This window comes from Parasphingorhabdus flavimaris (genome assembly GCF_013371215.1).
Taxonomy (GTDB): Bacteria; Pseudomonadota; Alphaproteobacteria; order Sphingomonadales; family Sphingomonadaceae; genus Parasphingorhabdus; species Parasphingorhabdus flavimaris.
In genome coordinates this window covers 248,169-266,994 of record NZ_JABWMH010000004.1, presented here as the reverse complement: position 1 = coordinate 266,994, position 18,826 = coordinate 248,169, and the positions used below count along the sequence as shown (strand labels likewise).

The window sequence follows — 18,826 nt, the reverse complement described above, 5'->3', positions numbered from 1 at the left end:
TTCACAATCTTGCAGCAAGTATCATTGTCTGAACAAGATAATCAGGGGTGTCGTGATAAGCGGTGATGCCTGGATCAGGTCGCGGAACAGCCGGCGTGCCTGAGAGTCGCCTACAACGATAACATCATTGGCGAACACTTCCGGATCGCTGTAATTTCCTCGCCTTATGGCTTTCAGATTGTACAAGCCCGCAAGTTGCTCGCCATTGACGGTCCGGAAAATTACCACATCATTCAATTTTGCAAACTCTCCGGCACCGCCTGCGGTTGCCACCGCGCGCATCAGGGTCATACGGCCAATGACCGGATAGAGTCCCGGCTTGTCAACCTGCCCGTCAACCGTGATTACCTGGCTGACAGTCTCTTCCAGATTGACCGTGACCTCGGGATTGCGAACATAGCGCCCTTGAAGGCGATTCTCGATTTCATCGGCAAGCTCCCCTGGCGTCAGGCCAGAGGCCTCGACCACGCCGATCAGGGGAAAGGACAATCGGCCACTGGCGTCAATCTGCACTTCCTTGCTCAAATCCTCTATACCGAAGACATCAATTTTGAGCTTGTCGAAGGGACCAATTAAATAAGGTCGATTGGAACTAAGCAGATCAACGCGCGTCGGTTCCGGCAGGCCCTCGCTGGACACGACGGTGACATTCGGACTTTCTCCGAGGATTGTTGGGCCTGCACAAGATGACAGTAAAAAAGGCAGCAGCAAAAATGAGAAACGTTTGATCATCGTACAATATATTCCACTACTTGTTGACCTCCGTTAGACGAAGCGGTTTCGCACGTAAACCGTTCATGGCTTGATAATGCCGGCCTGGAGATGAATTTCCCAATTCATCTAAGGTTGATTGCTGTCACGTCGCTGAACAGAATTTATGCCATCGTTGAAAACGCAGACCAGAACCGCAAATATAGCCATGATGATTGGGACACGTAATGGATAGTCGCCGATGCTGGCGGCCAGCAAAAACAAGATGGCTGCAAGGCACATCAGCACGCCATATTTGACCGGATTTGAACTGCGCCAGGTTTTTGCCACTGTCCCCAAACGCACACAAAACCACACAATAGCGCAGATCGCGATTAGCAGTGCCGGAACGCCGCCCTCAATGAAAAATTGAAGCCAGTCATTATGCGCCTGATTCAAATAGCTGGGCCGCAGCAGTTCCGGCGTCTCGTATATTTTATAAACATGCTCGAACGATCCGAATCCGCTCCCCCATGGCATATAGTCTTTCAGCATAGTGACCAACGTCGGCAAAAGCTGCCAGCGCAGTTCTTCGACATCGCCGCCGCTGAACAGCCGGTCAAATGCCAATGAGCGGGAAAGCAGGACGGACGCGATCGCCATTCCCGAAATTGTGATGATGCCGATCACCAACATGAGCCGGCGACCGGACGGCAAGCTGAATTTTGAGGAGCTGGGACGCCGTTTTCTGGCGGTCTTTCCCGGATAATATCCGCCAAAATATATCAAACACAGAGCCAGAACCAGCGCGGGCATCATCAGTAGCAGCCCCGCCCGGGATCCGGTAATGAAAATCAGCGGGACAAACACCAGAATAGTCGCCACCGAAGCGTAAAATTTCAGGACGGCTTGCCTGACATGTGGCTTCAACGAACCGGCATACCAGCCCAGCATGACAATCGTGGACGCGAGCATCACGGCCTGATGATTGCGATTGGCGAAAAGGCCAACTCCCGATCCGAAGTTGGTTATCCGGTATAAATATAGTGGCCCGCGCGCAGGGCCAATGGCTTGAAAAATCGCCCACAGCGCACTGATCGAGCAAAGGATAATGAGTACCGGCACGGCCCGCCTGCGATATTCACGATCAAGATTGAGATAAAGCATCATCGCGGCAATCGGGACTGCGAGCGCGAACAGGCTGTTCAGCGTTTTCGACGGCGACAAGGTCAAGGGCCGCCATGGCTGCTCAATCGCTGCGATATCAGCAATGTTCGCAAATATCTGCCGTTCCGGCAATGCGGTCCAGACAGAAGGAGGCAATGGTATCAGCTGAAGGACCATTAGCGCCAGCAATGCACCTAATATATATAGCGGAAACATCCGCCCCTTCCATTGCTCCGGGGCCTTGACGGTCAGCGCATAGGCACAAAAAAGTACCGCAACGGGCCGCAAAAGAAGCAACGATTGAATATCATCGCGCGAACCACCGCCCGTAAAAAACACAATCACCAGAAAAGCAACAAACACATAGAAACGCGTCACAGGTGACGCAAATTTGTTAGCGATTTTATCCAGTTTTCTATTGGCAGACTTCATATTTTCAATTTTTGCTATCTGTTTACAATGTAAGCTTCGGTGCGATTGGCCTTTAATCCAACAGGCCGGTGATAGCTATCCGTAAAAACGAAGCCTTATATTTTAGCGCATAATCTTGGCATATATCGGGGCGCTGCTGCACAATCGGGCCAGAAGAGTCTGAAAAATGCGAAATATGGACGATACCGCGAAGCCCTTACTCAAATAGGATGCACAGACCCTTTCTGAATCAACAAAAAAAATGGAGGACACGGAGGGATTCGAACCCTCGAAGCCCGTAAAGGCTTGTCTCCTTAGCAAGGAGGTGGTTTCAGCCGCTCACCCACGTGTCCACGCAGCTTGGCTAGAGGTGGCGCTATAACGTTGCAAAGCGCTCGCTGCAACGGGAAAAATGGACCCCGTGGCATGAGTCTGCAAAAACACCAATCGCGCGGTTCCGGCGCAGGGACTCGCACTGCCGCAGAATCGACTCATTTCGTCGTGCGTTCATTGCGTGGTCATGTCCAACAGCCGAGAGCCGTTGCTGGCTGGTAATGGGAAGGAGTTTACCCATGTTACCGATATGTGTGAAAAAATCTTTGGGTCTATTTGCGGTTCTGGCCCTGGCCATCGCACCCGTCGCGACGCCCGCTTACGCCCAGGTTGAAACCGTCGACCCCAATGACGTGATTGACGCTGATCTGGCTGCTCCGGACTATGATGGCAATTTCCAATCCAGCGATTCCACCGCCCGGACGGTCGATGATGCGCCGTACGATGGCGATATCGATGCCGACATTGTTGCGCCCTCCGGTTCCGCCCAGGCCGGTGGCCAGGCCTATGGCTCTACCACAACCCCGGTCGACGACAGCAACACCTACCAGGACGATGACCTGATCGGAGCCGCTGAAGGCGTGTTCGGCAAAGGCGCCAAGGGCCTCGCCGAGGTCATCGAGGATATTCTCAAGAAACAGGGCCGGCCCAATGCCTATATTGCCGGTCGCGAGGCCAGCGGCGCGTTCGTCGTCGGGCTGCGCTACGGTTCGGGCAAGCTCTACCACAAGGTCGAGGGCGAGCGTCCGGTCTACTGGACAGGCCCGTCGATCGGTTTTGATTTTGGCGGCAATGCGGCCAATACCTTTGTTCTGGTCTATAATCTCTATGACAGCGAAGAGCTATACCAGCGCTTCCCGGCCGGCGAAGGCGCGGCCTATTTCATCGGCGGCTTCCACGTCAGCTATTTGCGCAGCGGCGACAAGGTTCTGATCCCGGTACGGCTCGGAGCGGGCCTGCGGCTCGGCGCAAATGTCGGCTATATGAAGTTCAGCAAGAAACAGAAATGGCTGCCCTTCTAGACCGCTGACAGACCGTCCCGTCGGTCGCTTCCGCCCCCGGCGGCTCAGCCTGAAGACCGGACCTTTTCCATCCGCGCCAGATAGCGCGCCAGTACATCAATCTCCAGATTGACCGGACGGCCCGGCGCCAGCTCCCCGAGCGTGGTCACCTGCGCGGTATGGGGAATGATGTTGAGCGTGAACAGCGCGCCCTCCGCATCGTCGCTGATCGCGTTGACGGTGAGCGACACGCCGTCAACGGTGATCGATCCCTTGGCGGCAATATAGGGCGCCAGGTCTTTCGACACCCGGATGACGACCTCCTGGGAATCACCCACCGGATCGGCCGAGACGACTTGCCCGACGCCGTCGACATGACCTGTCACGATATGGCCGCCAAGCTCGTCGCCAACCTTGAGCGCGCGCTCGAGATTGAGCCGCCGCCCTTCGGAAAACTGCCCCGGCGCGATGCAGGAAACCGTCTCTCCGGACACATCGACCGCAAACCAGCCGGGGCCCTTCTCGACCACGGTCAGACATATGCCCGAACAGGCTATCGAAGCCCCCATGTCGACGCTGTCCATGTCGTAGCGGCACGAGATCTTGACGCGGAGATCACCGCGCTGGTCGAGCGATTCGATGGTCCCGATATCTGAAACTATGCCTGTGAACATGGGCGATCCTAATTGCTATTATTGTCCGGAACCTAGGCGGCGCGCTCGTATATCTCAAGCACATCCTGCCCCAGTGGGCGCAAGTCGGTGCGTCGCCACTGGCCGTGCGCGGCAGCGAGTTTTTCCAGGCCGATATCGCCAATTCCGGACAGGCCGCCGCCGATGATGATCGGGGCGCGATAGAGCAGAAGCCGGTCAACCATGCCTGCCTGCAGGAAAGAAGCCGCGGTCTGGGCGCCGCCTTCGACGAGCAGCCAGTTGATATCGGCGAGATCGGCGATCGCGGCGGGCTCGGAAATTTGCAGCCAGTGAGCCGGCATCTCCGGATCACTGCCGAGAATCACCGGCTGTGGCGAACGATCGGTCAGACCATCGGTCCGGACATCGAGCGTCGGCCGATCGGCCTTGGCCGTGCCGGCGCCAACCAGAATTGCATCGCTGCGCGCCCGCTCGAGATGGGCGTGCGCCCGCGCCCGGTCGCCGGTAATCCACTGGCTGCTGCCATCCGCCATGGCAATGCAGCCATCCAGCGACAGCGCCAGTTTGAGCGTGACAAAGGGTCGTGCCTTTTCAACCCGGCTGAGAAATCCTGCCATGGCCCGGCGGGCCTCGGGTTCGCGGATGCCAACCGACACCGGGATGCCGGCATCACCCAGCCGGTCGATCCCTCTGCGTCTGGTGCGTTCGTCGGCGTCGAGCGTCGCGACGATCACCCTTTTGGGTCTGGCATCGATGATGGCGTTGCTGCAGGTCGGACCGCGCGCACTTTCATGGGCACAGGGCTCCATCGTCACGTAGATGTCCGCGCCTTTTGCGGATGCGCCGGCCTGGGCCAGCGCCATTTCCTCGGCATGGGGCCGTCCGCCGGGCTGGGTCCAGCCACGGCCGATGATCACGCCCTGCTTGACGATGACACAGCCGACATTGGGATTGGCTCCGGTGCGGCCACGGCCGCGCTCGGACAGAGCCAGCGCCATTGCCATATATTGCGGGTCGCCGGGAGGATTCAGCATTGCAGGCCGGCGGGGCGTTCCACCTCTACCTCGCCGCGCGCCAGACGGGCGGCAATCGCTTCGCGCTCGATCTCGTCGACATCCATGCCGGACATGCGGCCGAGCGACTTCACCGCCTCGCGCCGCTTGGTTTCCAGCTCGTCCTTGAGACACTGGATCTGCCAGCGGTCCTTGAGAATCTCTTCATCGGTCCGGTCGGCTGTCCAGTTTTCGACATAAATGACCTCGGCCGGTACATAAGTGTACGTATTTACCTTGGGATCGAGCCAGAAAAGAAACAATATGATCGACGTGCAGCCAATCGCCAATATCGCCGGAAGCAACCGCTCGCCGGGTTCGCTCTGGCGAAAAACGGCGATCAGATCGCCAAAACCGCCGGTTACAGATGCATCTTTCAACATTCCCATGCGGTCCAAATAGTGCGGACACAGCCGGATGACCAGCCCTTCCCGTAAAATAGCGCCAGCCCGATCCGGACCGGCCATCCGGCATGCGGCTTAACCGTTGATTCGAAAGAGGACTTTGAGCGTCATCCAGCTTTCAACCGGCACGCGGTCCTTGGTTGCCGGGGTGAAACGCCATTTTTGCAGCGCCTGTTTGCGCGTGGCGAGCCAGAAATCTTCGTGCGGAGATTCGACCAGCCGGATATCCTTCACCCGGCCATTGGTGCCGACGAGCACACGGACGCTGACCTCCGCCTCCCGTTCGCGGCGCAACTGGCCGACCGGATAGGCGGGCTGGAAATCGCCGGCATAACGCCGGTTCAGGCTGGCGCCCACGATCACCGGATCTGGCGCAATATCGATGGGATCAAGCCGGATTGCCTCGCCGAGTCCTGCCGATCCGCTGCTGATTTCGATATCGCCATAATTGTTGACCGGAACAACGGGATCGGAACGCTCGATGGTGACGGGCCGTCCGGGCAGCGTCTGCCGGGTCGGCTTGGCAATATCGATTTCCGGCTTTTGTTGTTCGACCACCGGTTCGGGCGGCTTTTCGACCGGAACCGGAAAGGCGATGATCGTCCCCTTGAATATGTCGGGACCCTCGATCGCCGGCATCGCCACCACCGCCCCGACAATCAGCGCATGGACGGCGCCCGTCATGATCAATCCTTTGGAACGCGGCGTCTTGTTCTCGTAATGGGAAACATAGCTCATCATCATATCCTCTCAACCATCCTCGAAAATGGCGAAGCGGCCGGTGCCTGTTTGACAATCTGACCCCATCGTCGATTGTTATGATATACTATAACATAATATATTGCAAACACGCCTCTCCTAGGCAAGAAAACTATAGTTTTCCAATTACTTAAGAGGCTTCAGTCAGCCTGGCCAGCGCGGTGTCGCGCCCGATCAACGGCAGCAAAATATTCATATCGGGACCGTGATCAAGTCCGGTCAGAGCCAGACGCAAGGGCATGAACAACGGCCTGCCTTTGCGACCGGTCTCTTCCTTGAGCGCTCCGGTTAGCTCTTTCCAGAGGTCGGAAGATGCTTCCAATACTTCCATTTTGCCGCGAGCGATGGCCAGAAAACCCCGATCCTCCGCCGAAAATTCCGGTGCGGAAATCGGTCCCGTCACCACCTGCCACCATTGGTCGACATCGCCCATATCGTGCAGATTCGGGCGGATCACCGCCCAGGCTTCGGCGGTCATCGCCTCGGGCAGTCTATCCTTCACATCCTCATAATCCAGCAGATGCACGATCTTCTGGTTGAGCTGGGCCAGCTCTTCATCGTCAAACCGGGCCGGCGCGCGGCCGAAGCGGGCAAAATCGAACGTGGCAATCAGCTGCTCGACATCGGCAACCGGCTCGACCGGATCGCTGGTCCCGATCCGCGCCAGCAGGGCGACGATCGCCTGCGGCTCGATATTCTTCTCGCGAAAGCTGCTCACACCCAGCGAACCCAGCCGTTTGGAAAGCTTGCCTTCGGTTCCGACGAGCAGAGCTTCATGCGCAAATTCCGGGGCTTGCGCGCCGAGCGCGTGGAACATCTGAATCTGCACCGCGGTATTGGCAACATGGTCCTCGCCGCGCACGACATGGGTAATCCCCATCTCGATATCATCAATCGCCGAAGGCAGCATATAGAGCCAGCTGCCGTCTTCGCGCAGGATGACCGGATCGGACAATAGAGCCGGATCGAAATTCTGGTCGCCCCTGATCAAATCGGTCCAGGTGATCGGGGTTCCATGATCCAGCTTGAAGCGCCAGTGCGGCTTGCGCCCTTCCGCTTCATAGGCGGAGACTTGCTCCGCGGTCAGGTCGAGCGCTGCGCGGTCATAGATCGGCGGCTTGCCCCGGCCGAGCTGGATTTTACGCTTCAGGTCCAGTTCCTGCGCGGTCTCGTAAGCGGGATAGACCCGGCTATCGGCCTTCAGCTTCGCCAGATGTTCCGCATAACGATCAAAACGCGCCGACTGGCGCTGCTCTTCGTCGGCTGCCAGCCCGAGCCACGCCAGATCGGCCCGGATTGCATCGACATATTCTTCCTTCGACCGTTCCGCGTCGGTATCATCGAGACGCAGCAGAAATGTGCCGCCCTCTTTCTTCGCGAACATCCAGTTATGGAGCGCGGTGCGGATATTGCCGACGTGAAGATGGCCCGTGGGAGACGGAGCAAAGCGGGTTTTTATGGTCATACGGTCCTGAATGCGTTGGTTATCGGATAGCGCCGGTCGCGGCCAAAATTTCTGGTGCCCAGCTTGACGCCCGGCGGTGCCTGGCGGCGCTTATATTCGGCGATATAGAGCAGCCGCTCGATCCGCACCACCGTTTCCCGGTCAAAACCGCGCCCGACCAGATCATTGACCGACAATTCTTCCTCGATCAGGCCGTGCAGCAGCGGATCGAGAATCTCGTAGTCCGGCAGACTGTCGCTGTCTTTCTGGTCCTCGCGCAATTCGGCGCTCGGCGGCTTGGTGATCACCGTTTCCGGCATCACCGGCCCGTCGGGGCCCAGGCCCAAGCTCGGCTTGTTGCGGTTCCGCCACGAACTAAGTTTGAAAACGGTCAGCTTATAGGCGTCTTTCAGCACCGAATAGCCGCCCGCCATGTCGCCATAGATGGTGGCATAGCCGACGCTCATCTCGCTCTTGTTGCCGGTGGTCAGCAGCATGTGTCCGAACTTGTTCGAAAGCGCCATCAGCGTCACGCCGCGAATGCGCGACTGGATATTCTCTTCGGTGATATCGACATTGCTGTCGGCAAAGCTATCCTCGAGCATCGCGTCGAAACCCTCGATCGCCGGGCCGATCGGGATAGTGTCCAGTCTGGTGCCCAGCATCTCCGCGCAGCCCTTGGCATCGTCGAGACTTTCCTGTGAGGTAAAGCGCGAGGGCATCATCACGTTCCACACGCGGTCCGCGCCCAGAGCATCGACCGCCACAGCAGCCGACAGGGCGCTGTCGATCCCACCCGACAGGCCAAGCAAGACACCGGGAAAACGGTTGCGATTGACATAATCACGCAAGCCGACAATCATTGCATTATAGATGTCGGCCGGATGATCATCCAGCTGGTGGATTTCGCCGGACGCACATTTCCATTCGTCCCCCTCGCGTGACCAGTGCGTGTCGACAATCGTCTCGTCCCAGTCGGGCAGCTGGTGCATCACGCTGGCGTCGCCGTTGAGTACGAAACTGGCACCATCAAAGACGATCTCGTCCTGTCCGCCCACGCGATTCAGAAAGACCATCGGAATTCCGGTTTCCTTGACCCGCCGCGTCGCGACCTGCCCCAGCCGCATATCATCCTTCTCGATTTCGTAAGGGCTGCCGTGGACCGAAATGAAGAGCTCCGCGCCGCTCGCCTTCAGATGCTCGCAGACGGTCGGAAACCATACATCCTCGCAAATCGGCAAACCGATCTTGCAGCCCTTGAATTCAATAGGTTCCGGCAGCGGGCCGGATGCAAACAGCCGCTTTTCGTCAAATGTCCCGTAATTCGGCAGCTCGACCTTGTAGCGAATGTCCTGAATATGCCCGTCCGCCAGCAGCGCGATACCGTTGTAGAGCCTGTCCTCTTCCCGGAATACCGATCCGACCAGCATTGCCGGTCCCGGCCCTGCGGTCGCTACCGCCAGTCTGTTGAGCTCCGCCTCAGCGCGCTCCCAGAGCGACGGCTTCAGCACCAAATCCTCGGGCGGATAGCCGATCAGCTGCAGCTCGGGAAACACGATCAAGTCGCTGTCCGGCCGCGCTCCGTGCGCCGCGATCATCGCGTCGGCATTGCCGCGCAAATCGCCAACACTCTGGGTCAGTTGCGCCATGGTGATGATAAGCTTGTCGGTCATCGCGCCCTGATAGGAAGGGCCTTGGTGCGGAGCAATCTAAATAAACGCAAATACGGACTTTTGATTTTACCGCCACCTGTCTAACAGGGTCGCAAAATTGTCATGAGGTTCCGTTGGAGATTCTTGCGGGCCGCCGGATCGAGGAACGCAACTATGAAACTCATGTCGGGTAACAGTAATCTGCCGCTTGCTAGCGAAATTGCCGAATATCTTGATATTCCGCTCACCGACGCAAGCGTCAAGCGCTTTGCCGACGACGAAATTTTCATAGAAATCCACGAAAACGTCCGCGGCGAGGATGTCTTCGTCGTCCAGTCGACCAGCCATCCGGCCAATGACAATCTGATGGAATTGCTGATCAGCATCGACGCCCTGCGCCGCGCTTCGGCCAAACGAATTACTGCCGTCATCCCCTATTTCGGCTACGCCCGTCAGGACCGGAAGCCCGGACCGCGCACGCCAATCTCGGCCAAACTGGTCGCCAACCTCATCACCGAAGCCGGCGCTGATCGGGTCCTGACCGTCGATCTTCACGCCGGACAGATTCAGGGCTTTTTCGATATCCCGACCGACAATCTCTTTGGCGCGCCTGTGATCAGCGAAGACATCATCAAGCGTCATAGCGACAAGAATATCATGGTCGTCTCTCCCGATGTCGGCGGCGTGGTCCGCGCCCGTGCATTGGCAAAGCGGCTCGACAACGCGCCGCTGGCAATCGTCGACAAACGCCGCGAACAGGCCGGCGTATCCGAAGTCATGAACATCATCGGCGACGTCAAAGGCCGCTTCTGCGTCATGATCGACGATATTGCCGACAGCGCCGGCACGCTCTGCAACGCAGCCGATGCCCTGATCGCGGCAGGTGCAACCGACGTCGCCGCCTATATCACCCACGGCGTCCTCTCCGGCAAAGCGGTGGAACGGGTCAACGCCTCTTCGCTGCGCAAGCTGATTATCACAGACACTATCCGCACGCCGCAATCCGCCCTCGATTCCAGCAAGATCCGGATACTCCCGATCGCGCCCCTGCTCGGAGAAGCGATCAAGCGCATCGCTGACGAAAGCTCGGTCAGCAGCCTCTGGGACTAGTCGCTGCTGCATTTTAATATCGGGAGACGGCAATGCCAAGTTTCGAGCTGCTGCTGAAATATCGCATCCATATCGCAATATTGGCGATTTTAATCTCCCTGTTCGCCTGGGCTACCGAATGGGCGGACTGGGTCTATGTCTGTCCTTTTTGTCGGGCACAAAGAACCGTGATCGGACTGCTGGGCCTGCTATTGCTCGCCAATCCACGACACTGGCTCAACCGGTGGATAGCATCGACTCTGGCCATATTCGGGCTGATCGTCGCCGGGATGCAGCATTTCAACGGCTGGAAGAAGATCATGTCGGGCGATTTCACCTGGGGCGATTATTGGTATGCCAATGCCTGGGTGCTCTCCGGATGCGCCATGTTCATCATCACCGGCCTGATTTTATACCTGTGGGCCTGGCGGCCAAGCGAAGCGGAGACCGGCGACCAATGACCCCAAAAGATATCGATCTCGCGCAAAAACTGGCTGAAGCGGCAGGCGAGGCTATTCGCCCGTTTTTCCGCGCAAGATTCGATCAGGAAACCAAGGATGATTCCTCGCCGGTAACCGAAGCCGATCGCGCGGCAGAAGCTGCCATGCGGGCGATTATCGAAGCCGAGCGGCCCGATGACGGCATCATCGGCGAGGAATATGGCACCCGCAACGAAGGCGCGTCGCGCCAGTGGGTACTCGATCCGATCGACGGCACCACCAGCTTTATCGCCGGTCGCCCGATATTCGGCACCCTCATTGCGCTGATGCAGGAAGGCTTTCCGCTGATCGGTATCATCGACCAGCCGATTTCCGGAGAACGCTGGGTGGGCGTGGTCGGTCGCCCGACCCTGTTCAACGGGCAGCCCGCGAAATCAGCGCGCTGCCGGGAACTCAAGGACGCCGTCCTCGCCACCACCACGCCGCATCAGTTTGACGAACATGATGCCGAGCATTTCATGGGTCTCGCCGGCAAGGTCGCCCCGCGAAAGATCATCTATGGCGGTGACTGCTACAATTACGGTCTGGTCGCCAGCGGCCACGTCGATGTGGTCTGCGAAGCGGGCCTGAAACTTCACGATTTCGCCGCCCTCGCCCCGATTGTCGATGGCGCCGGCGGGATGATGTGCGACTGGAACGGCGAACCGCTCCACGCGGAATCGGACGGCCATGTGCTGGCGATCGGTGATCATGCGCGGGTGGATGATGTGCTGGAGGCAATTGCTTGTCATCATTGAACAGCGCGCCCGTTACCATTCGTTTTTTCCTGCCGAATGATCAGTTGAAACCTTATATCAGTACATTCTATCTCACCGAAGTCCGGCCGAAAAACGGACAGATTATTGGCGACTGGCTGCACCCGGAATGGGCCAATTTGCGGTTCATTTCAGGCGAAGGCCCGACGGCTGCAATAGGGGACGCCGAGCCGCAATCCGTGCCGCTTTTCAGCGCTTTCGGTCCGACCAGCAAGGCAACCCGCTTTGAATCGGGAGCGATGCGCTCCTGGGGTGTCGGCCTGTTGCCTTTGGGCTGGTCAAAATTTGTCGACGCGCCGGCAGAACATTATGCCGACAAGGCCGTCGACGGCAGCCTCGATCCGATGCTCGCCGCCCTGGCGGAGCTGCACGACATCATCTATTCCGGGGAAGCTGGCGGACCGGACAGGGAGGTCGCCCGTATCAGCGCCTTTTTTTCCGGCCTGCTGGACAAGGGACCACCCGACAACCCGATGATCGCAGAGGCCCATGCGATACTGGTCGATCCGGACCTAGCGACGGTCCAGGCAATGGCAGACAGGCTGGCCATCTCCGGTCGGACGCTGGACCGCTTGTGTCGGAGGGCCTTTGGCTTCCCGCCGAAATTGCTCCTCCGTCGCCAGCGGTTTCTGCGGTCGCTGGCCGAGAACATGCTCAACCCGGATCAGAACTGGGTATCGTCCCTTGACCACCAATATTATGACCAGGCCCATTTTGCGCGCGATTTTCAGCGGTTTATGGGCATGAGCGCCTCGGACTACAAGGCACGGCCTCATCCGTTCCTCAACGCGGCCGTGCATGGCCGGATGGCCGCCGCCGGTGCCGGGATGCAGGCGCTGCACGATCCCGCCACCGATCGCACGACATAATTGTTGCAATTCCAGCGAATCTCGCTATTGCCGCCCTTCCTATGTGATGCTCTGGCCAGTGTTGGGCTGCCACAAGTATCCGTAACGGTAACTTCTAGAGGAGACCAAAATGCCCAAGTTGAAGACCAAAAGTGGTGTGAAGAAACGCTTCAAAATCACCGCAACCGGTAAGGTCAAGCACGGCGTAGCCGGCAAGCGCCACCGTTTGATGAGCCATAACAGCAAATATATCCGCCAGAACCGCGGCACCAAGAAATTGTGTGATGCGGATGCTCGGACAGTCAAGAAATGGGCGCCATACGGCTTGGGCTAAGCCCGCCGCAGCGACATTCAAACTTACAGGATATAGATTATGGCACGTGTAAAACGGGGTACGACCACTCGTACAAAACATAAAAGATTATTGGTTCAGGCGAAGGGCTATTACGGCCGTCGCAAGAATACCATCCGCATCGCGCGGCAGGCTGTCGAAAAAGCCGGTCAATATGCGTATCGCGACCGCAAGGTCAAGAAACGGTCATTCCGCGCATTGTGGATCCAGCGTATCAACGCTGCGGTTCGCGCAGAAGGCATGACTTATGGCACGTTCATCCACGGCACGAAGCTGGCCGGAATTGAACTGGACCGTAAAGTAATGGCCGACCTGGCGATGAATGAACCCGCTATGTTTAGCGGCATCATCAAACAGGCGCAGGATGCTCTGGCCAAAGCCTAAGCATTTTCATAAATTCAAAGAAGCGCCGGGGAGCAATCTCGCGGCGCTTTTTTATTGGGTTTTTCGCCGCAGCCTGCTTTAGACGGTCGACAGGGAAAATGGGGTATAGCCATGAGTGCCAGTGAAGAAATTGCAGAGAAATATCTCGGACAGATAGCAGCGGCTGGTGATGGCGATGCTCTCGAGGCTATTCGCGTTGCTGCCCTGGGCAAGAAAGGCGAAATTTCGCTGCTGCTCAAGACACTGGGCAAAATGACTCCCGAAGAGCGGCAGACCGAAGGCCCGAAGATCAATGGCGCCCGGCAAGCGGTGGCCGATGCGATCGCTGCTCGGAAAGACGCAATGGAAAGCGAAGCATTGAACGCACGCCTCGCCACCGAAAAACTCGACATGACCTTGCCCCCGCCCGGCGCACCAAAGGGCAGCATCCATCCGGTCTCGCAAGTCATGGACGAACTGGCCGAAATTTTCGCCGATCTCGGCTTCTCGGTTGCCACCGGTCCGGAAATCGAGGACGACTGGCACAATTTCACCGCGCTCAACATTCCCGAAACTCATCCGGCCCGCGCGATGCACGACACTTTCTATTTCCCGCAGACCGATGAAGCCGGCATGGCCAAATTGCTGCGCACCCATACTTCACCGGTACAGATCCGGACGATGATGGATGTTGCAAAACAGACAAATGGCGCTGGCGAACCGATATACCTGATCGCGCCCGGACGCACCTATCGCAGCGACAGCGACGCCACCCATACGCCGATGTTCCATCAGGTCGAGGGGCTCGTAATCGACAAGGGCATCCACATGGGCCATCTCAAATGGACCCTGGAAACCTTCGTCCGCGCTTTCTTCGAGCGCGACGATATCGAATTGCGTCTGCGCCCGAGTTACTTTCCGTTCACCGAACCCAGCGCCGAAGTCGATGTCGGCTTTTCGGTCGAAAAAGGCCGTCGGATTATCGGCGGTGACTCCCGCAGCAACGAGGGCGGCTGGATGGAGATACTGGGTTCAGGCATGGTCCACCCCAATGTCATCCGCAATTGCGGGCTCGATCCCGATGTCTGGCAGGGCTTTGCCTTCGGCTGCGGCATCGACCGGCTGGCGATGCTGAAATATGGCATGGACGATCTGCGCGCCTTTTTCGACGGCGACCTGCGCTGGGCCGATCATTATGGTTTTGACGCGCTCGACGTCCCCACATTGAGCGGAGGAGTCGGCGCATGAAATTTTCCCTAAGCTGGCTCAAGGCCCATCTCGACACCGACGCAAGCCTGACCGAGATCACGGAAAAATTGACCGATATCGGTCTGGAACTGGAGGGTCTTGAAAACCCTGCCGATGCCCTGCGCCCGTTCCGCGTCGCCAAGGTCATCGAAGCCGGACCGCATCCCAATGCCGACAAGCTGCAGTTGCTGAAGGTTGACGATGGCAGCGCCGAGCCGTGGCAGGTCGTCTGCGGCGCGCCCAATGCGCGCAAGGACATGGTCGGTGTCTTCGGCCCTCCGGGCACCTATATTCCCGGCAGCGACTTCACGCTGAAACCCGCAAAAATCCGCGATGTCGAGAGTTTCGGCATGATGTGCAGCGCGCGCGAGCTGGAGCTGGGCGAGGACCATGACGGGATCATCGAACTGCCGTCTGATGCGCCGGTTGGCACCAGCTATGCGGATTATGCCCAGCTCGACGATCCAGTTCTCGACGTCGCGATCACGCCCAATCGCCAGGATTGCATGGGCGTGCGCGGCATTGCCCGGGATCTTGCGGCCAGCGGACTGGGCACGCTCAAACCGCTCGCGCTGCCTACGGTGCAGCGTGGGGGAGCGGGTCCGGATATTGCCATAGAAGACACAGAAGGCTGCCCCGCCTTCTTCGGTTGCACCGTCATGGGTGTTACCAACGGCGCGTCACCGGACTGGATGCAGGCACGACTGAAATCCGCCGGCCAGAAACCGATCTCGGCACTCGTCGACATCACCAATTATGTCACCCTCGATCAGGGTCGTCCGCTGCACGTCTATGACGTTGCCAAATTGCAAGGCGGTCTGGTCGCGCGCAAGGCCGAGAACGGCGAAAAGCTGATGGCCTTGAACGACAAGGAATATACGCTCGACGAAACCATGACCGTGATCGCCGATCAGGCCGGCGCGCATGGCATTGGCGGAATCATGGGCGGCGCGACCAACGGTACCGACGAGAATACGACCGATGTGCTGATCGAATGCGCCTATTTCGACCCCGCCCATATCGCCCGCACCGGGCAAAAACTCATGCTGACAAGCGATGCCCGGCAGCGCTTCGAGCGCGGCGTCGATCCGGCCTTTCTGGAAGAGGGCATCGGCATTGCCACGGCATTGGTACAGGAACTTTGCGGCGGCACGGCGAGTGAGATCACCCGCGCCGGTGAAGCGCCGACAGAGCAGAATGTCATCGCTTATGATCCGGGCCAATGCGCTTCGCTCGGCGGACTGGACGTCACTCCGGACCGGCAGAAAGCGATCTTGGAAGCCTTGGGTTTTGTGGTGGATAGCAACTGGCAGGTCACCGTCCCGACATGGCGTCGCGATGTCCACGGCTGGCAGGATCTGGTCGAGGAAGTCATCCGCATCGAGGGGCTCGACAATATCCCGTCGACTCCGCTTCCGCGCAAGCCGGGCGTTGCCAAGCCGACCGCCTCGCCAGAGCAACTGGCCGAACGCAAGGCCCGTAGGGCAGCGGCGGCACGCGGCCTCAACGAAGTCGTCAACTGGAGCTTCATTTCCGAGAAGGAAGCCGCGCCCTTTGGCGGCGGCACATGGTCGCTCGCCAACCCGATAAGCGAAGACATGAAGGTCATGCGGCCCTCGCTGCTCCCGGGCCTGCTCGCGGCAGCCCAACGCAACGCGGCGCGCGGCGCCTCGTCTATTCGCCTGTTCGAAGTCGGACGCCGCTATCTGGAAAGCAGCGAGCATCCGACCATTGGTCTGTTGCTGACCGGTGAAAACCGCGCTCGGAGCTGGCAGTCCGGCGCCACAACCAAATTCGACGCTTATGATGCCAAGGCGGAAGTACTCGCGATATTGGACGCCGCCGGTGCGCCGACGGACAAGCTGATGGATTTTGCCGAAGCCGGCGATCATTATCATCCCGGCCAGTCGGGCACCTTGCGCCTCGGGCCGAAGAAGATTCTCGCGGCTTACGGGGTGCTCCACCCCTCGACGACCAAGGCGATGGGCTTCAAGGGATCGGCCGTGGCTGCCGAGATTTTCCTCGACGCAATCCCGCTGAAGAAGAAATCCGGCCATATGCGCGACGCCTTTGCGCCACCGGCGCTGCAGGCCGTGACCCGCGACTTCGCCTTCATCGTCGATGCGGACGTGGCAGCCGGCGATCTGGTACGCGCGGTCAAGGGCGCGGACAAGAAACTGATCACCGATGCGCGGATTTTCGACCTCTTCGAAGGACCAAGCGTGGGCGAAGGCAAGAAATCGCTGGCGGTGGAAGTAACGCTGCAACCGATGGATGCGACGTTGACAGAAGAGGATCTGAAGTCGCTGTCGGACAAGGTTGTCGCTAATGCGACGAAATTGGGCGCTGAATTGAGAGGATAGTCTAAGCAAATAATTGCAGCGTTAGCTGCACCTCAGCTCTTTTGGGTTCACGCGAAGCCGCGAAGGCGCAAAGAATTGGCGGTTGTCAGAAACTCTTCGTGTCTTCGCGGCTTCGCGTGACAAATTTGGAATACACCTCCCGCTACGCGGGAAAGAAAAGTGAAGTAAAATGACCAAACCACGCCGCACATTCGCGATCATCTCCCACCCCGATGCGGGTAAGACGACGCTGACCGAGAAGCTGCTCTTGAAGGGCGGCGCTATCCATCTGGCGGGCGAGGTCAAGGCGAGGGGCGACAACCGGCGGGCGCGGTCCGACTGGATGAAGATCGAGCAGCAGCGCGGAATTTCCGTGACCAGCTCCGTCATGACCTTCGAGCGCAACGGCATTGTCTTCAACCTGCTCGACACGCCGGGCCATGAGGATTTTTCCGAGGACACCTATCGCACGCTGACCGCGGTCGACAGCGCGATCATGGTGATCGATGCCGCGAGCGGTATCGAGGCGCAGACGCTCAAGCTGTTCGAAGTCTGCCGGCTACGCAGCGTGCCGATCATCACCTTCGTCAACAAGGTCGATCGCGAAGGCCGCGATCCGTTCGAATTACTCGACGAGGTTGCTGACAAATTGGCGCTCGACGTCTGTCCGATGAGCTGGCCCGCAGGTATGGGCGGGCAGTTTGAGGGCGTCTACGATCTGGTCAACAATCAGCTGCATCAACCGACCGGCGACAGCAAGCAATATGACGGTGTGACCCGGCAATTTACCGGTCTCGACGATCCCAAGCTGGCCGAGGTTCTGAGCGAAAGCGCGCTCGAACGGCTGACCAGCGAGGGCGAACTGGCGCAGGGCGGCTATAGCGGCTTCGATCTCGAAGCTTACCAAAATGGTGACCTGACGCCCGTATTTTTCGGTTCAGCTCTCAAGCAATTCGGCGTCGAGGAGCTGATCGAGGCGATTGCCGACTATGCACCATCGCCCCGCCCACAACCCGCTGATCCGGCTCCGATTGATCCGGCTAGCAGCGATGTCACCGGCTTCATTTTCAAGATTCAGGCCAATATGGACCCGCAGCACCGCGACCGGATCGCCTTCATGCGACTCTGCTCGGGCGAGTTCAAACGCGGTATGAAGCTGACGCCCTCGGGTCTCGGCAAGCCGATTGCGATCCACTCGCCGATCCTGTTTTTCGCGCAGGACCGCGAGATTGCCGACACTGCGGAACCGGGTGATATCATCGGCATCCCCAATCACGGCACCCTGCGGGTCGGCGATACCTTGTCCGAGAAAAACCAGGTGCGTATCACGGGCCTGCCCAATTTCGCTCCTGAAATCCTCCGCCGCGTGATCCTGCGCGATCCGACCAAGACCAAGCAACTGCGCAAGGCGCTCGATGATCTGAGCGAAGAAGGCGTCGTGCAGGTCTTCTATCCCGAAATCGGTGCCAACTGGATCATCGGTGTGGTCGGGCAGTTGCAGCTGGAAGTGCTGGTTTCCCGGCTCGAGGCCGAATATAAGGTCGACGCCTATCTGGAACAGGCCCCGTTCGAAACCGCCCGCTGGATCAGCGGCGACGAAGCAATCGTCGATGCCTTTGCCAATATCAACCAGAGCGCCCTCGCCAAGGATCGCGACAATAATCTGGTGTTCCTAGCAAGAAGCGCATGGGATGTCGGCTATCAGGAAGAGCGCAATCCTGACCTAAAGTTCAGCACGACGCGGGAGCGTTAATCCGCTAGAG

18 protein-coding genes and 1 tRNA gene are annotated in these 18,826 nt (G+C 58.6%); 10 read left to right on the top strand and 9 right to left on the bottom strand.

What is annotated here, in order from left to right; genetic code table 11:
• Positions 1 to 21 precede the first annotated feature (21 nt).
• The 3 genes from HUO14_RS14050 to HUO14_RS14040 form a co-directional block, all read right to left on the bottom strand.
• Positions 22 to 732 (bottom strand): polysaccharide biosynthesis/export family protein, encoded by a 711-nt coding sequence (locus HUO14_RS14050; RefSeq protein ID WP_176280455.1) that lies wholly within the window; start codon positions 730 to 732, stop codon positions 22 to 24.
• A gap of 108 nt (positions 733 to 840) precedes the next feature.
• On the bottom strand, positions 841 to 1,644 hold the full coding sequence (locus tag HUO14_RS16330; RefSeq protein WP_281365416.1) for an O-antigen ligase family protein: 804 nt from the start codon (positions 1,642 to 1,644) through the stop codon (positions 841 to 843).
• 887 nt (positions 1,645 to 2,531) lie between these two features.
• Positions 2,532 to 2,621 (bottom strand) — tRNA-Ser (locus HUO14_RS14040).
• 219 nt (positions 2,622 to 2,840) lie between these two features.
• Here HUO14_RS14040 and HUO14_RS14035 point away from each other — a divergent pair.
• Positions 2,841 to 3,623 (top strand): DUF1134 domain-containing protein, encoded by a 783-nt coding sequence (locus HUO14_RS14035; RefSeq protein ID WP_246255662.1) that lies wholly within the window; start codon positions 2,841 to 2,843, stop codon positions 3,621 to 3,623.
• A gap of 44 nt (positions 3,624 to 3,667) precedes the next feature.
• Here the strand turns inward: HUO14_RS14035 and HUO14_RS14030 are convergent, their stop codons facing one another.
• The 6 genes from HUO14_RS14030 to HUO14_RS14005 form a co-directional block, all read right to left on the bottom strand.
• The gene (locus tag HUO14_RS14030; protein ID WP_176280452.1) at positions 3,668 to 4,276 is read right to left on the bottom strand and encodes a riboflavin synthase; all 609 of its coding nucleotides are present in this window, start codon (positions 4,274 to 4,276) and stop codon (positions 3,668 to 3,670) included.
• A gap of 32 nt (positions 4,277 to 4,308) precedes the next feature.
• On the bottom strand, positions 4,309 to 5,289 hold the full coding sequence (gene ribD / locus HUO14_RS14025; RefSeq protein WP_246255660.1) for a bifunctional diaminohydroxyphosphoribosylaminopyrimidine deaminase/5-amino-6-(5-phosphoribosylamino)uracil reductase RibD: 981 nt from the start codon (positions 5,287 to 5,289) through the stop codon (positions 4,309 to 4,311).
• Positions 5,283 to 5,690: a hypothetical protein gene (locus HUO14_RS14020; protein ID WP_176280451.1), complete on the bottom strand. Its 408-nt coding sequence runs from the start codon at positions 5,688 to 5,690 to the stop codon at positions 5,283 to 5,285. Before HUO14_RS14020 ends, ribD begins: the two co-directional genes overlap by 7 nt.
• 96 nt (positions 5,691 to 5,786) lie before the next feature.
• Positions 5,787 to 6,449, bottom strand: a complete 663-nt coding sequence (locus HUO14_RS14015) for an energy transducer TonB (protein ID WP_176280450.1) — start codon at positions 6,447 to 6,449, stop codon at positions 5,787 to 5,789.
• 151 nt (positions 6,450 to 6,600) lie between these two features.
• The gene (gene gltX / locus HUO14_RS14010; RefSeq protein WP_176280449.1) at positions 6,601 to 7,935 is read right to left on the bottom strand and encodes a glutamate--tRNA ligase; all 1,335 of its coding nucleotides are present in this window, start codon (positions 7,933 to 7,935) and stop codon (positions 6,601 to 6,603) included.
• A complete protein-coding gene (locus HUO14_RS14005; protein ID WP_176280448.1) occupies positions 7,932 to 9,587 on the bottom strand; it encodes an NAD+ synthase in 1,656 nt (551 codons plus the stop codon). Before HUO14_RS14005 ends, gltX begins: the two co-directional genes overlap by 4 nt.
• A gap of 153 nt (positions 9,588 to 9,740) precedes the next feature.
• On the opposite strand from HUO14_RS14005, the gene HUO14_RS14000 reads away from it, so the two are divergent.
• The 9 genes from HUO14_RS14000 to HUO14_RS13960 all read left to right on the top strand — a co-directional run bounded on the left by HUO14_RS14000 (position 9,741) and on the right by HUO14_RS13960 (position 18,816).
• The gene (locus tag HUO14_RS14000; RefSeq protein ID WP_176280447.1) at positions 9,741 to 10,676 is read left to right on the top strand and encodes a ribose-phosphate pyrophosphokinase; all 936 of its coding nucleotides are present in this window, start codon (positions 9,741 to 9,743) and stop codon (positions 10,674 to 10,676) included.
• 32 nt (positions 10,677 to 10,708) lie between these two features.
• Positions 10,709 to 11,116 (top strand): hypothetical protein, encoded by a 408-nt coding sequence (locus HUO14_RS13995; RefSeq protein WP_176280446.1) that lies wholly within the window; start codon positions 10,709 to 10,711, stop codon positions 11,114 to 11,116.
• The gene (gene hisN / locus HUO14_RS13990; protein WP_176280445.1) at positions 11,113 to 11,892 is read left to right on the top strand and encodes a histidinol-phosphatase; all 780 of its coding nucleotides are present in this window, start codon (positions 11,113 to 11,115) and stop codon (positions 11,890 to 11,892) included. The genes HUO14_RS13995 and hisN overlap by 4 nt, the downstream gene beginning before the upstream one ends.
• Positions 11,880 to 12,779 carry a helix-turn-helix domain-containing protein gene (locus tag HUO14_RS13985; protein WP_217908027.1) on the top strand — a complete coding sequence of 300 codons (900 nt, stop codon included), beginning with the start codon at positions 11,880 to 11,882 and terminating at the stop codon, positions 12,777 to 12,779. Before hisN ends, HUO14_RS13985 begins: the two co-directional genes overlap by 13 nt.
• Before the next feature lie 109 nt (positions 12,780 to 12,888).
• Positions 12,889 to 13,092 (top strand): 50S ribosomal protein L35, encoded by a 204-nt coding sequence (gene rpmI / locus HUO14_RS13980; protein ID WP_066741203.1) that lies wholly within the window; start codon positions 12,889 to 12,891, stop codon positions 13,090 to 13,092.
• Between the two features lie 39 nt (positions 13,093 to 13,131).
• A complete protein-coding gene (rplT, locus tag HUO14_RS13975; protein WP_176280444.1) occupies positions 13,132 to 13,494 on the top strand; it encodes a 50S ribosomal protein L20 in 363 nt (120 codons plus the stop codon).
• 111 nt (positions 13,495 to 13,605) lie between these two features.
• Positions 13,606 to 14,721 carry a phenylalanine--tRNA ligase subunit alpha gene (pheS, locus tag HUO14_RS13970; protein WP_176280443.1) on the top strand — a complete coding sequence of 372 codons (1,116 nt, stop codon included), beginning with the start codon at positions 13,606 to 13,608 and terminating at the stop codon, positions 14,719 to 14,721.
• Entirely contained in the window at positions 14,718 to 17,084 is a 2,367-nt protein-coding gene (gene pheT, locus HUO14_RS13965) for a phenylalanine--tRNA ligase subunit beta (RefSeq protein ID WP_176280442.1), read from the top strand. The genes pheS and pheT overlap by 4 nt, the downstream gene beginning before the upstream one ends.
• A 169-nt stretch (positions 17,085 to 17,253) precedes the next feature.
• Positions 17,254 to 18,816 (top strand): peptide chain release factor 3, encoded by a 1,563-nt coding sequence (locus HUO14_RS13960; RefSeq protein WP_176280441.1) that lies wholly within the window; start codon positions 17,254 to 17,256, stop codon positions 18,814 to 18,816.
• Positions 18,817 to 18,826 lie beyond the last annotated feature (10 nt).